This window comes from Paenibacillus sp. ICGEB2008 (assembly GCF_000307675.1).
In the GTDB taxonomy this organism is placed as follows: domain Bacteria; phylum Bacillota; class Bacilli; order Paenibacillales; family Paenibacillaceae; genus Paenibacillus; species Paenibacillus polymyxa.
Genome location: NZ_AMQU01000012.1, coordinates 18,136 through 31,801, shown reverse-complemented (window position 1 = coordinate 31,801; position 13,666 = coordinate 18,136). Strand labels below are relative to the sequence as shown.

Here is a 13,666-nt window from a genome sequence, read left to right as displayed (position 1 = left end):
GATGAGATTGCTGAATCTGCGTAAACTTTCATATCTGTTTATTGGGTTGGGCTTACTCTTTATTTTGTTTCCTAAAGCGACCGAATGGAATGAGGATCGAGAACAACACAAGCTGTTACAAGCAGCGGAGTTATCACTAGAAAAAAGCAATTCGGTATTGCCTTCTAGTCTTGCAGACAGCTATGCTCGCTTGTCCACTCGGGTAGCGGAAGCTCCGGTTAGTGAGGCACGGCAACATGCCTTTCCATCCCCCGCTCCCAATGCCAGCGTTAATGAACAAACTCCTATAGCCACTATTAGCATAAGTCGTATTGCTTTAAAGCTCCCTGTGTTGGAAGGCGCAACGAGGAAAAACATGAAATATGCGGCAGTACATATGCCGGAAACGGGAAAGCTGGGACAAGTGGGGAATGCTGCTATTGCTGCTCATCGAGCCCGTACTCCCGGACGTTTATTTAATCGTCTTCATGAACTGAAGATTGGAGATAAAATTGTTGTTAACGCTCAAGGTAGCCAGTATATGTATAAAGTTTACAGCATAAAGGTAGTCGATCCAATGGACGTGTCTGTTCTGAAAAGCTTCAAAAACCATAAGCTGCTCACGCTAATTACATGCGACCCTCTCGTGAATCCCACCCATCATCTCATTGTTCAAGCCAAGTTAAGCACCTAAACCTAGCTAAATCGCCCATTCCTATGGATAAAATAAATCAGGCGGGCTATTCCTGCTCGTTTACAGAAATACACCCGCCATAGTTCACATCATGCTTCAGTTGAATTCTTGGCAATCAGCTTGAAATCATCAAAGTGGAATCCTGGTGCAACAACACAGGTTACCAGCACAGGCTCATCCCCCAGCGGACGTGCCGTTTGCCATACTGTTCCTGGTACGAGTGCTTGTGGATGTTGTCCTGCCTCCACATCTGCACCAACGATAATGACCGTTTCTTCGCCAGGTTCTTCTCCACTTCCACCCAATTTTAGCTCTATAGGACTTCCGCTATGGTATAGCCACAGCTCATCAGAATGGACCACATGCCACTCGGAGAACTCACCCGGATGCAGCAAGAAATACGTAGACGAAGCTGCAAAGCGCGGACCGGAGTACACATCCGGCAGTACAGGCTTCGGAATTTGAAAATTGGCCTTCCACATCTCTTTGTACCAGCCGCCTTCTGGATGGGGCTCCATGCCCAATGCCGTGACTAGCGGTGAAATAGCTTTCGTCATTGTCTATCCTTCCTTTACCCTAAATTCCTTCTCCCCTACTGTAAAACATAGCGCTGCTTTTGTCACGTTTCTCCCTCTGCATGTCGAAGGTCAACAAACTATGTAAGATTTAATAACATTAAATTGTGGATCCATACTCGTTTTCATCATAAAAATAACAGAAAACTAGTAAAAATACATTCAAAAACATATTTTACGTAAAGTTTATTGACATAAAATCTTGTTTTTTTATTGTAAGCTTATAGTATCATGAGAGAAATTTTGAAATTCTAATAGAGCTTAATCATGTCAGTCGTCTACTAAGCGATGTATTCAAGTCAAAAAAGGGGTGAGCTCTCTGATCCATTTTCGCAATGTCAACAAGCATTATGGTCACTTTCATGTACTTAAAGACATCAATCTTCAGATTAAGGAGGGCGAGGTCGTTGTCATCATCGGTCCCTCCGGCTCAGGTAAAAGCACCCTGCTTCGCTGCATCAATCGTCTGGAAACGATATCCGATGGGGAGCTAATCGTTAACGATGTCCCTGTGCATGACAAAAAGATTGATATTAATGCCTTCCGTCGCAATATCGGGATGGTATTCCAACATTTCAATCTGTATCCCCACAAAAAGGTGATTGAGAACATTGTACTGGCACCGATGAAGGTACTGGGCATCCCGAAAGAAGAAGCTATTCAAACAGCCCTCACCTATCTGAAGCGTGTCGGAATCGAGGAAAAGGCACAGAGCTACCCCGCCCAATTGTCCGGTGGACAGCAGCAGCGGGTGGCGATCGCCCGTGGACTCGCGATGAATCCGAAAATTATGCTGTTTGACGAGCCTACTTCAGCCCTGGACCCCGAAACCATCGGAGAGGTGCTGGATGTCATGCGCTCGCTTGCCCATCAGGGCATCACGATGGTCATCGTCACTCATGAAATGGGCTTTGCCCGTGAAGTGGCAGACCGCGTGATTTTTATGGACAAAGGACAGATCCTGGAAGATAGCCAACCTGCTGAGTTTTTTCAGAATCCGGGTGAAGAACGGGCTCGCCTGTTCCTGAGCCGTCTGATTCATCATTAAACAGACTATTAATGGAATAAAAATCGAAAGGGGATCATCTTGATGAGAAAAAGATTTCAGTGGAGTACTTTGGTGCTGGTTGCATTATCCTGTCTGCTCGTCTTGGCAGGCTGTGGAGGCAAGCAAGAAGCAACAACGTCAGGAAATGAGGCAGCAGCTTCCAACGGGCTGGAAGCCATCAAACAGCGTGGCAAGCTGGTCATTGGGGTGAAGTACGATACCAAGTTGTTCGGACTAAAAGACCCGGCTAGCGGGAAGGTCGAGGGCTTTGATATCGACATCGCCAAGGCTGTAGCCAAGCATATTTTTGGTGATGAAACCAAGCTTGAGCTCAAGGAAGTCACGTCCAAAACACGAATCACCTTACTGCAAAATGGGGACATCGACGCTATTATCGCCACGATGACCATTTCGGATGAACGCAAAAAACAGGTCGATTTCAGCGATGTCTACTTTAATGCAGGGCAATCCCTGCTTGTGAAAAAGGGAAGCCCGATCACAGGTCTGGAGTCCCTGACTCCCGATACCAAGGTGCTCGCTGTTAAAGGCTCTACCTCCGCAAAAAATATCCGCGAAAAAGCGCCTAAAGCAACGATTTTAGAGTTTGAAAACTATCAGGATGCCTTCAACGCCCTCAAGGCAGGTAAAGGGCAAGCGCTGACGACCGATAACTCTATTCTGCTTGGCATGCAGCAGCAAGATCCGAATTATACCCTAGTAGGCGGGAACTTCACAGAGGAACCTTACGGTATCGCAGTGAAGAAGGGACAAACCGAACTGCTGCAAGCCATTAATGATACGATCAAGGAACTGAAAAGCAATGGTGAATACGATAAGCTGCATGAGCAATGGCTTGGGGTTAAACCCGAATAATGATCTTGTGAAGGAGCCGCGATTGCGTGCTCCTTCCTTTCTTAGCTCTGGATAAGGAGGTATACCCGTAGATGCTTACTTTTGATATCAACGTACTTCTCGATCATGGCGACCGTTTTAGAGAGGGCTTGCTTCATACCGTTCAAGCTAGTGTTATTGCCTTGATCGGAAGCTTTATTCTGGGCGCTATCATTGCCATCTTCCGAATTGCACCTTTTAAATGGCTAAACTGGATCGGTACTGTCTATGTAGAGGTCATCCGCAATATTCCATTGCTGATTGTCGTACTGTTTTTTTATCTCGGTCTTCCCACTTTGGGCATCCCCTTGGATGGCTTTGTATCTGGAACGCTTGGATTGACTGTGTACACAGCCTCTTTCATTGCAGAAGCTATACGTGCCGGCATTCAATCTGTACCCAAAGGACAATTTGAAGCGGCAATATCCTCCGGGTTGAATTACAACCAGACGATGATCAGCATTATTTTACCGCAAGCCATCAAAATTGTACTGCCTGCAATCGGCAACCAATTCATCAATCTGGTCAAAAACTCTTCCGTGCTGGCCATTGTGGCCGGACTGGATCTCATGTATTACTCGGATCTCATTAACTCGGATACCTTCCTGCCCATCACAGTCTATGCGATCACGGCGCTGCTGTATCTTGTATTGACGGTTCCGCTCAGCTTTCTCGTGTTATTTATGGAGCGACGCTTGTCCAAAACATCCTAAGGAGGGAAGCCCGTATGGATTTCGGTGGATTGTTTGCATGGCCTAATGTGCGTTTTATACTGGAGGGCTTCCTGCTCACGCTGGAAGTCGCCATTTACTCTATCATATTCAGCTTCGCTCTTGGTATCGTATTCGGCATTCTGCGCTATACCCGCTTACCTGTGCTCTCACAGGTTGCAGCCTTTATCATTGATCTGATTCGCAATCTGCCCTTATTGCTCATTATTTTCTTCATCGGCATGGTTTTGCCATCCATCGGATTTTCAATTTCCCTCAAGTGGGCAGCCATTACAGGACTGTCAATCTTCGAGGGAGCCATGATCGCCGAGATTGTGCGCAGTGGTCTGAATTCGGTCCATAAAGGACAGGTGGAAGCCGCACGTTCCTCCGGTCTAAGCTATTCTCAAACCTTATGGCATATCATTCTGCCCCAAGCGCTTCGTCGCATGGTGCCCCCGATTGTCAGCCAGTTCATTTCCCTATTTAAGGATACGTCACTGGCTGTCATTATCAGTTTGCCGGAGCTGACGCATAACATTCAGATCGTCGGTGGGCAAAATCAATCCTTTGTCATTCCAGCTCTGCTGTTCGCTGCTTTCCTGTACTTTGCCGTTAATTACAGTATGTCACTGATTGCACGCAGGTTGGAGGTTCGTACACATTAAGGCTTGTGATACTCATCACGGTTGTCATTAGTTGGAGCGCTCTGTCAGCACAGCTTGTATCTTATCTATCAATCGTTTCACTGCTTCTCCCTGGTAACGGTCAGCTCGATAAATCAACTCTAGCTGTCCTTGAGGCGCACCACGCAAAATAGGCACCGTGCAAAAATGCGAACGATCCAGTTCGGCCGCAAGAGACTTCGTCTGTAAGGTTACGGCAAGTTCCTCCTGCACCCAGCGCAGGATTGAAGCTATAGAATTGGTTTCCAAGACGGTTGCAAAGGGATACCCGCGATCACGAAAGCATTTCTCAATCAGCTTCCTGCCGGGATGGCATTCTGGCTGCATCGCCCAGGGTACATGCCTCAATTCGTCCAGCATAATGGAAGAACGGTTGGAAAATGCATGGTTTACCGGGACAATAAGACAGTAGTTCTCTGTGCGGAGCGGAAGCTGGACAAGCCTTTCATCTGTACCCGAGTGTAGGGTGATGCCAACGTCCACACGGTTATCCAGCAGCTGTTCTGTTACATCAAAGGATGGGCAGATGTGCAAGCTGATTTTAGGAAATGACCGATGAAAATGGGCAAGCATCTTTTGCAAAGGTTCCTCCAGCTCAGGTAATGCGATACCAATCCGTAAACTTCCGCGTTGCTCGGTACGCAGCTCCTCAATGGATGCCTTTGCTTGCTGTAATCCCTTGAGCGCATGGGCACTGTGTTGTAGCAGCAGTTTACCGGCATCTGTCATTTTAATTTTCTTGCCTGCGCGGTCAAAGAGCGTCATGCCCAGTTCCTCCTCCAGCGCCTTAATTTGCAAGCTAAGTGTGGGTTGAGAGATACCGATCTTTTCCGAAGCCTTCGTAAAATGCAGTTCCTCGCATACGGCTATGAAGTATTGAAGCTGACGTATTTCCGTCTTCCTTCTCTCCCTTCGAAAGTCCAAGAATGTTTGCATGAACAGGTCAAAAGAAGCGCGAGATCGGATCATTCCGGTTCGCGCTTCTTCGCAGGTTATTGCGCTTTTTTTAGATTATTGACCTACTTCTGCTTTTTCCGAAGTCAACGTAATATTCGCAAACGCGTCTGCATCGTACTCCTTACCACGGGTAATATCGTAATTGGCTACCCGATTATTCACTGCCTCCAGCGAATAACGGAATAACGTCGGTACAATGGGCGCCTCCTCGCTCATATACGCCTGCCACTGGTTGTATATATCTTTACGATAATTGTCGTCAAAGGCTTTCACAGACACCCCTTCCTGCAACAGCTTATCATTCTCTTCACTGGTAAAGCGCGAGTAGTTAAAGCTGGCTCCGCGTCCATACAGCCCACTAGGGTCTACATCTGTACCCGTACTCCATGCGCCGCCAAAAATATCAATGCCAGGGTCATCCTTCTGCACACGGTCATAGAAAGAATTGAACTCAAGCAGACGACCGTCCACCAGTTCGACATGAAGCCCGACATCCTTCCAATTTTGCAAATAAAACTTCGCCAGCGATTCAGCTGTCGCATCCCCGCTCATTGCTGCATAATGGAGCACCAGTTCCTTACCTTTAGGGTCCTCACGGTATCCATCTCCATTGGTGTCCACATATCCTGCCTCGTCCAGCAGCTTTTTCGCCTTGTCTGGATCATACGCAATGCCCTTCGCATTCACATCATGGTATCCCTTGAAGGCGGGCGGGATCAGGGATGTCGCAGGAGTCCGAAGCCCATGATAGAGCTGCTTGCCAACCTGCTCATTATTCAGCGCGTAGCCAAGGGCCTGACGTAATGACTTGTTCGCCAACTTGGCGTTCGGGTCCATGATATTCAGACTCTTGGCCTGATCGAATTTGCCCAGCTTAAAGCCTACATAGCTATAAGACAATTCCTCCTGACCGAGAAACTGTACATTTTTCGGATTACTGGCCTCATTGTAACGGGTGGTCGGATAGCTGGCCCAGTCGATTTCTCCGCTTTTCAACGCCTCGGTAATGACATTCGGATTCACCACCTTCAGATGAAGGCCATCCAACTTGGGCGCACCGCGGAAATAATCTTCATTTTTGACGAATTCTACAGATTCACCTGTGACCATAGATTTAATTTTGAATGGCCCATAGCCAATCGGATGTTTACGGACAGGATCAGATCCGGCCATGTCCTTCACAGGAATGTTCTGGAACACCTTCTTCTCCAGTGGTGTGGACCAGAGTCCTGACTTTACCGAAGGATTAGGTTCCTTAAAATGAATGGTAACCTCTTTCTCATTCAGCACCTTGATGCCAGAAATGGTTTTGGTCTTGCCGGCGTGATAATCTTCCATCCCTACAATGTTGGTCATAAAACTATCATAACGCGGACCTTCGTAGTCTTTGTTACCGATCACTTCATAGGAAAAGGCATAGTCCTCTGCCGTTACGGGATTACCATCTGTCCAGTTCAGTTTGGGATCAATTTTGACAGTCACCGCCTTATTATCTGCGGAAAAGGAAATCGTCGCCGCTCCTTTATCGTCAATATTCAGATTGGAATCAATCGAAAACATGGAAGGGTAGAAAAACTGGAAGACTTCAAAATCCGGATTTCCATCATAAAATACAGGATTCAGAATACCTTCAAAAGGGGTGTCGGACACGAGTGCATAATTGATGATGCCGCCCTTAATCGGGGGTTTATCGTTCTTGACCCCCTTTGCCAGCGCAGTCGTATTCACCTGCTTGTTGTCGGACCCTGACCCACCTGTACCGTTAGACGATTTTGCTCCACTCGAAGTGGAAGGCGAGCCGCTGCATGCGGCCAAAGAAAGCACCAAAATGGCAGATAGAACAGGCAAAATTCCTTTTTTCCAGCTTTTAATCATTGTAAACCCCTCCTTGTCGTTGTCCTTATCCTTGAACTTCGGTTTAACCCAATCGTTGTCTGGCATCCGTGGCACGTTTGAGCGCCTGACCGATAAAATTAATCGCCAGCATCAGCACTAATATAAGCAGTGAGGCAGGCAACCACATCCACCAGCTGTTCTGCAATACATCCGGGTCATTGGCATAACTCACTAGTGTACCCAAGCTTGGAGTTGATTCTGGCAAGCCAAAGCCGAGATAGGACAGCCCGGTCTCAATCCCGATATTTCCTGCAAGACTGAGCGTTAGATTAACAATCACAACAGAGCTGAGATTGGGCAGCACACCCAACCAGATGATCTTCCAATTGGGTGTGCCAAGGGTTTTGGAAGCCTGCACGTAGTCCAGCTCCCGCTCCGACAGTACCTTGGCCCGGATCAGGCGCGCTTTTCCAATCCACAAAAAGGCAGTCATAATGAAAATAAAGGACCCTATGCCACTTTTGGGCACAATGCTGACAAATACGATAACCAGCATCAAGAATGGAAGCACTAGGATAAAATCAATGATTCGCATGATGATGTTATCGACCATTCCTCCATAAAACCCAGCCAGTAAGCCCAGCGTCAAGCCAATGGCGGCGGATAACAAAGTAATCGTAAAGCCAATGGTAAAGGAATTGCGGGCCCCAATGACCAACTGGCCGAATATATCCCTGCCCGCTCGGTCCGTACCCAGCCAGTGCACTGAGCCGGGAGCTTCGCGGATCGCGCCCAAATCGACCGTCGTGACTACATCCTGATTGACAAACAGGACAGAGGCATAAATAAAAATCAAGAACAGAGCCACAAACCCAATGGAAATCAAGGCCATTTTGTCACGTACCAGCTCACGACGCAGTACAGACCAACTGGATGGTGATTTACGAATGATTTCCGGCGAGAAGACCTCCTCCACCTGCATAGACACCATAACCCCTCCTTTTCTCTAGACTTGTTCGCTATTCAATTCGAATGCGTGGATCGACCTTGCTCAGGATGACATCAGATAAAAGGGTTCCTAATAGTGCCAAGAAGCCGGAGATCATGACCAGCGCGTTCACGACTGAAAAGTCCCGTTGGGTGATAGACTGAAGAAACAACTGGCCCAATCCCGGATAACCAAAAATAGATTCCAGGAAAATGTTGCCGGCAATCACACCCGTCAGGTCGTAGCCCAAAAAAGCAGCAATGGGTAATAAAGAGTTCTTGAAAATATGACGGGAATAGATCTTTCCTTCGGGTACCCCCTTGGAACGTGCTGTTTTCACAAAATCCTTTAGGCGTGTGTCAATGACCTCATTGCGCAAATACTGAATTGTAGCCGTCGTACTGAGCAATGCGCCTGTAACCGCCGGTAGTATGAGATGATACGATTTATTCACGTAATATGACCATGTCCCCGGTTCAACACCTACATCCACACTGCCGCTGGTTGGAAACCAGCCAAGTCTGAATCCAAACACGTACAGCAGCAGCAACGCGAGTATAAACAGAGGTGTTGCAAAGCTGAGATAGGTATACCCCACCACGGTTTTATCCAGCAGACTATGCTGATACCGACCACTGAGTACTCCCAGCGGAATGGCGATCAGATACGTCAGAACCAGAATCACTACACCCAGAAAGAACGTGTTCCCCAAACGACTGCCAATCAAGTCGGTAACGCTAATTTTATGTACATAAGATTTGCCCAGATCCCCATGAGCAAGCTGGACGAGCCAGTTCCCATATTGCACCCACACCGGGTCATTGAGTCCCAGTTTTTGCCGCTGTTCTTCCAGTGCAGCCGGATTCAGATTGGGTGTTGAAGTGATGAGCCCTGTCAGGGCATCCCCTGGCATAGCCTTAGCTAGGAAAAATATAAGCACACTCAGTGCAAAAAGTTGAGGGATCATAACCAGCAGTCGACGCATTGTAAATTTCCACATATTCTGTACCTCCCTTAAGGTAGCGCGACTTGATGGGATGGACTTACTGATTTTAGTGCGAACGGCTTTCCACTCGTATCTAAATGTTTGGGCAGCTCTGACTTGTAAGAGGATAAAAGCTTCTGCCTTTTTCGAGCATTTTCTAGCCGCTTCGCAGGATCAATACTGGGAATGGTGGCAATAAGCCGCTGGGTATACAAATGCTGTGGACGCTCATAAATGTCCTGCTCGCTTCCCTGTTCCACTAAGCGACCTCGGTACATGATGCCGATTTGGTCACACATATGGCGGATAATACCCAGGTCATGACTAATGAACAAATACGTCAATTTGAACTCTCGCTGCACATCCTTCATAAAATTAAGCACCTGTGCCTGCACAGAAACATCTAGCGCCGATACCGGTTCATCAGCAATAATCAGTTTTGGATTTAATGTCAGCGCACGCGCAATCCCGATCCGTTGCCGCTGGCCTCCGGAAAATTCATGCGGATATTTGTAGGCCGCATCAGCGTTCAAGCCGACCTTTTCCAGCAGCATCTGCACTTTTCGCCGCTCTTCCTCATTACTCAGCCTTTCAAAGTTCCGCAGCGGTTCAGCAATGACATCCAATACGCGCTTGCGCGGGTTAAGCGAAGAATAGGGGTCCTGAAAAATCATCTGAATGTCTCTACGCAGCGGATGGCGGTTATTCCGACTCAAAGCCGCAAGGTCCTTTCCATTAAAAATAATCTGTCCGCTCGTCAGCTTATTCAGGCCGATAATCGTCCTGCCTGTCGTCGTTTTTCCGCAGCCGGATTCTCCCACTAGCCCATATGTTTGGCCTGCCTCTATGCTGATCGACACGCCATCCACTGCTTTTACCTGATCAACAACACGCTGGAAAAAACCACCGCGCACCGGATAATGAACCTTCAAATCATTTAGCTTCAGTAGTGCCATGAGCAGCCTCTCCCTTTGTTTCGTCTTCAAAATGAAAATGCTGGTAACATGTACAGCGGACCCAATGGCCGGGGGAAATTTCTTTTAATCGGGGATGGTCTTCATGCATTCTCTGCTGAATCCAGGGAATACGCGAAGCAAAGCGACAGCTATTGCGAGGAATATCTTGCAATGAGGGAACAATGCCACCAATGACATGCAGCGATTCTCCCTTGGTATGCGATCCCGGCATGGAGGCTAGCAAGGAACGCGTATACGGATGCTGTGGATGCCGGAATAATTCAAAAACATCAGCGCTTTCCACGATTTCTCCGGCATACATGACCACCACACGGTCAGCTACTTCGGCCACAACGCCAAGATCGTGCGTAATCAGAATAATTCCGCTTCCAGTCTCCTGTTGAAGCTGTTTGAGCAAGTCAAGAATTTGCGATTGAATGGTTACATCGAGCGCAGTCGTCGGCTCATCTGCAATAATAAGTGAGGGTCGGCAAGCTATGGCAATCGCGATCATCACACGCTGGCGCATCCCTCCTGAAAGTTCATGTGGATACTGTTCATACACACGTACGGGGTTGGGTATATCCACGCTTTCCAGTAGCTCCAGTACACGTTCCCTTTTTTGCTTCGTAGATAGGGACGTATGATAATCGAGATTTTCCTCGATCTGCTTGCCAATGCTCATTAACGGGTTCAGTGCTGTCAGCGGGTCCTGAAAGATCATGCCAATGCCCGCTCCGCGGATTTTATTCATTTGCCCTGAGGAGAGACGGATCAGATCCGTGCCTTTAAAAAGAACCTTTCCTTCGACACGTGTCCGCTCCATGTCATGCAATTGTGGGATGGAAAGCGCCAGCGCGCTTTTGCCACAACCGGATTCTCCGACTACAGCCAGCACTTCATTGGGGTTGACCGTCAGATCCAGATGATCGACTGCCGGGTGGTATTGATCGTTGATACGAAAAGATACGGATAATCCTTTAATCTCCAACACAGGTTCGATATTCAATGCGCGCGCTTCCTCCATTCTCCATGGTCTTGTCCTGCTTATTCTCACCATGTTTGATGTTAAAACCTTCCACAAACATTACATACCGTTTTTGTCGGAATAATTTGAATACATCCTATCACCAGTATATGGATATATCAATTAAGATTATGCTATCAACATCATTTAAAAAATCAATGATCCAGCCGTAGCGCGACCTTCCTGGCACAAAATGTAATAAAATAACCAACCACAGGTTAATTTTCATCACAAAAAAGCCGTTTGATCCCCTACAGAGGACCAAACGGCTAACTAGCACCAACCACTCACACTGAATTATTTTTTGCGTTTATTACGAAGCCGCTCCATAGGAGCCCGGCTTGAACGTTCTTGGATCGTACCATTTGTAGCCTGCTGCTGGAGCAGACCAAGGCTCCGGTTGCGGTTCTGTGGAAGCCGCAGGCTCTTCAAACGGCAGCAGCTTCGTCGGTTGATCCAGCGTTAAACCTGCCACATCGGATAATTTCGTATAGTCCTGCTTCCACGCAAGCCATTGGACCGTTTGCACCAGGAAGGTGGCATCGTCTACTTCCTTAAAACCATCATATGTCTTTTTCGACTGTCCGTTTTCCTCACGCGCATATTTCGGAGTAGCATCTTCTACAGGGGAAGAATCACCGATAAATGCTGCCTTGCCTTGACCCACCTTGGAGATCGCAGCATAAGGACCTTCCGCACGGCCTCCGCCATTATAGACTCCTTGGTCTACTGCATTGCCCCATTTTTTTGTACCTGTCGGGATATAGGCAATTCCTTTGGCTTTGGTAGGATCAATAATAGCCAGCGTAGATCCCGCATGCATGGCAATCGAGCGTACACCCTTGGTAATGCCGAAGGATTGATCTGCGGCTACGATGTCCGTAGCATTTACATCGCCAAGCGCATTATAACGGAAACGAACACCAAAGTTGGTCGCCAGCCAATCGGAGCTTGTTAATCCTTGCATCGCCGGCGATGCAGCTTCTTCTGCAGTCATGCCTTTGGCCGGATTAGTATAGGCTCCACGACGGTAGCCATTCATAACCTCGGAGGAATCCCAACGGTTTTTGTTACGGTCGGCATTATAATGGTCGGAGATGAAGAACACACTTCCCCCGTTATTCACATATTGCAGCAGGGCAGCCTGCTCGGATGCCTTAAAGGCCACATTCGCTTCACCGATGATGAACACATCATATTGGCGCAGCTTATCATAGGTTATGGCCTGTTCTCCATAAGTAAAAGGAATAGGGCGGTTCAATTGATCCACAGTAAAGCCTACATTACGTAATCCATTGGCAAAGTCGGAGAAGGCGCCTTCAATGACCCAATCTGCTGCACCAGCCGTCTGTGCGTGCGTATTATCGAACAGCACCTTTTTGCCTTTTCCATCCGGCAGTGTAGTACCGGGTTGACCCGGGTTGCCAGGTTCAGGTTCGCCAGGTTCACCTGGTTCCCCCGGCTCGCTTCCACTCACCAGTTCCACAGCGCTTGGACTTTTTACTCCACCAAAATTATTGTAGGCACCAAGCGTACCTGTCACGCGAATTTTGCTGCCGACCAGTTCAGGATGACCTATTAACCCAAATTGCCCTCTGTACGCAGATGTCAGCTGCACATCCAATAGATTAGACGTGCTACGTTCATTGGCCTGGTCGGCAATCAGTACGTTAAAATCATTCGCAAACGGAGCAGAAAAATTAGCTGTTTTCGATCCGGTAGCATGTCCGACGATGTAGCCTTCCACCGTCACTGTACCTCCACTGCCTTGGCGCTGAAGTGCTTCGTCTACTGTCAATGCTCCCTCTGCCTTGACCTGACCGAATGGAACGAGGATCCCAATCAACAGCGATACGATCGCTGCTAGATGCAGCACCCCTTTCAAGCGTGAACCTGTGAACCGCAAGCCTTTTACCATACGTCAATATCCCTCCTATAATTCCATAAATGTACTTGTCCTCTATCAGATTAGCTGTCAATCTTCTAATTCCTTCCTGATTTCATCCATAATTATGTAAATTTTAATCTTTTTTATCGGAAACTCGCCTGTTTATGTAAAAATTGAAACCTGCGATTGACACCGAGCACGGCATACATTACGCTAAGAAAGATATGTAGAACGGTATACGCGAATGAAGATGACGGGAGAGTCTGTCCAGGGGCTTACACGCTGGCGGCACCGAAGGAGCAAGACGTCAGCACCCGGCTGGCGGATAATCTCTCAGGTCCATGTATCGTCATCTGACGCAACTCTGGAGAGAGCGCAAGCCACCCAAGGGGTAAGGCGGTAAGTACACCGCACGAAACTCTCAGGTAACGAGGACAGAGATAAGG

At 47.8% G+C, this 13,666-nt stretch carries 13 protein-coding genes and 1 riboswitch; of the genes, 5 read left to right on the top strand and 8 right to left on the bottom strand.

All coding sequences use genetic code 11. From position 1 onward, the window contains the following. Nucleotides 1-7: 7 nt before the first annotated feature. Nucleotides 8-673 carry a class D sortase gene (locus C400_RS0112535; protein ID WP_017427182.1) on the top strand — a complete coding sequence of 222 codons (666 nt, stop codon included), beginning with the start codon at nucleotides 8-10 and terminating at the stop codon, nucleotides 671-673. An 89-nt stretch (nucleotides 674-762) separates the two neighbouring features. On the opposite strand, the gene C400_RS0112530 is transcribed toward C400_RS0112535, so the two are convergent. Further along, nucleotides 763-1,230 carry a cupin domain-containing protein gene (locus C400_RS0112530; RefSeq protein ID WP_016818857.1) on the bottom strand — a complete coding sequence of 156 codons (468 nt, stop codon included), beginning with the start codon at nucleotides 1,228-1,230 and terminating at the stop codon, nucleotides 763-765. 328 nt (nucleotides 1,231-1,558) lie between these two features. On the opposite strand from C400_RS0112530, the gene C400_RS0112525 reads away from it, so the two are divergent. From C400_RS0112525 to C400_RS0112510, 4 genes are all read left to right on the top strand, one after another. After that, the gene (locus C400_RS0112525; RefSeq protein ID WP_017427181.1) at nucleotides 1,559-2,296 is read left to right on the top strand and encodes an amino acid ABC transporter ATP-binding protein; all 738 of its coding nucleotides are present in this window, start codon (nucleotides 1,559-1,561) and stop codon (nucleotides 2,294-2,296) included. A gap of 42 nt (nucleotides 2,297-2,338) precedes the next feature. Further along, nucleotides 2,339-3,169, top strand: a complete 831-nt coding sequence (locus tag C400_RS0112520; protein ID WP_016818859.1) for a transporter substrate-binding domain-containing protein — start codon at nucleotides 2,339-2,341, stop codon at nucleotides 3,167-3,169. Nucleotides 3,170-3,240: 71 nt separating this feature from the next. Then, on the top strand, nucleotides 3,241-3,900 hold the full coding sequence (locus C400_RS0112515) for an amino acid ABC transporter permease (RefSeq protein ID WP_017427180.1): 660 nt from the start codon (nucleotides 3,241-3,243) through the stop codon (nucleotides 3,898-3,900). Between the two features lie 14 nt (nucleotides 3,901-3,914). Next, nucleotides 3,915-4,565 carry an amino acid ABC transporter permease gene (locus C400_RS0112510; RefSeq protein ID WP_017427179.1) on the top strand — a complete coding sequence of 217 codons (651 nt, stop codon included), beginning with the start codon at nucleotides 3,915-3,917 and terminating at the stop codon, nucleotides 4,563-4,565. 27 nt (nucleotides 4,566-4,592) lie between these two features. Here the strand turns inward: C400_RS0112510 and C400_RS0112505 are convergent, their stop codons facing one another. From C400_RS0112505 to C400_RS0112475, 7 genes are all read right to left on the bottom strand, one after another. After that, complete coding sequence (locus C400_RS0112505; protein WP_017427178.1) at nucleotides 4,593-5,552, bottom strand: LysR family transcriptional regulator; 960 nt, start codon at nucleotides 5,550-5,552, stop codon at nucleotides 4,593-4,595. A 42-nt stretch (nucleotides 5,553-5,594) separates the two neighbouring features. Further along, a complete protein-coding gene (opp4A, locus tag C400_RS0112500) occupies nucleotides 5,595-7,415 on the bottom strand; it encodes an oligopeptide ABC transporter substrate-binding protein (RefSeq protein ID WP_017427177.1) in 1,821 nt (606 codons plus the stop codon). A gap of 43 nt (nucleotides 7,416-7,458) precedes the next feature. Beyond that, nucleotides 7,459-8,358 carry an ABC transporter permease gene (locus C400_RS0112495; protein ID WP_017427176.1) on the bottom strand — a complete coding sequence of 300 codons (900 nt, stop codon included), beginning with the start codon at nucleotides 8,356-8,358 and terminating at the stop codon, nucleotides 7,459-7,461. Between the two features lie 37 nt (nucleotides 8,359-8,395). Next, a complete protein-coding gene (gene opp4B / locus C400_RS0112490; protein WP_017427175.1) occupies nucleotides 8,396-9,364 on the bottom strand; it encodes an oligopeptide ABC transporter permease in 969 nt (322 codons plus the stop codon). Between the two features lie 14 nt (nucleotides 9,365-9,378). Continuing rightward, entirely contained in the window at nucleotides 9,379-10,305 is a 927-nt protein-coding gene (locus C400_RS0112485) for an ABC transporter ATP-binding protein (protein WP_017427174.1), read from the bottom strand. After that, complete coding sequence (locus C400_RS0112480; RefSeq protein WP_025363811.1) at nucleotides 10,283-11,314, bottom strand: ABC transporter ATP-binding protein; 1,032 nt, start codon at nucleotides 11,312-11,314, stop codon at nucleotides 10,283-10,285. Before C400_RS0112480 ends, C400_RS0112485 begins: the two co-directional genes overlap by 23 nt. Nucleotides 11,315-11,645: 331 nt before the next feature. Next, nucleotides 11,646-13,250 carry a DUF6359 domain-containing protein gene (locus tag C400_RS0112475; protein WP_017427172.1) on the bottom strand — a complete coding sequence of 535 codons (1,605 nt, stop codon included), beginning with the start codon at nucleotides 13,248-13,250 and terminating at the stop codon, nucleotides 11,646-11,648. Nucleotides 13,251-13,464: 214 nt separating this feature from the next. Further along, nucleotides 13,465-13,579, top strand: a riboswitch (glycine riboswitch). Nucleotides 13,580-13,666: the final 87 nt, after the last annotated feature.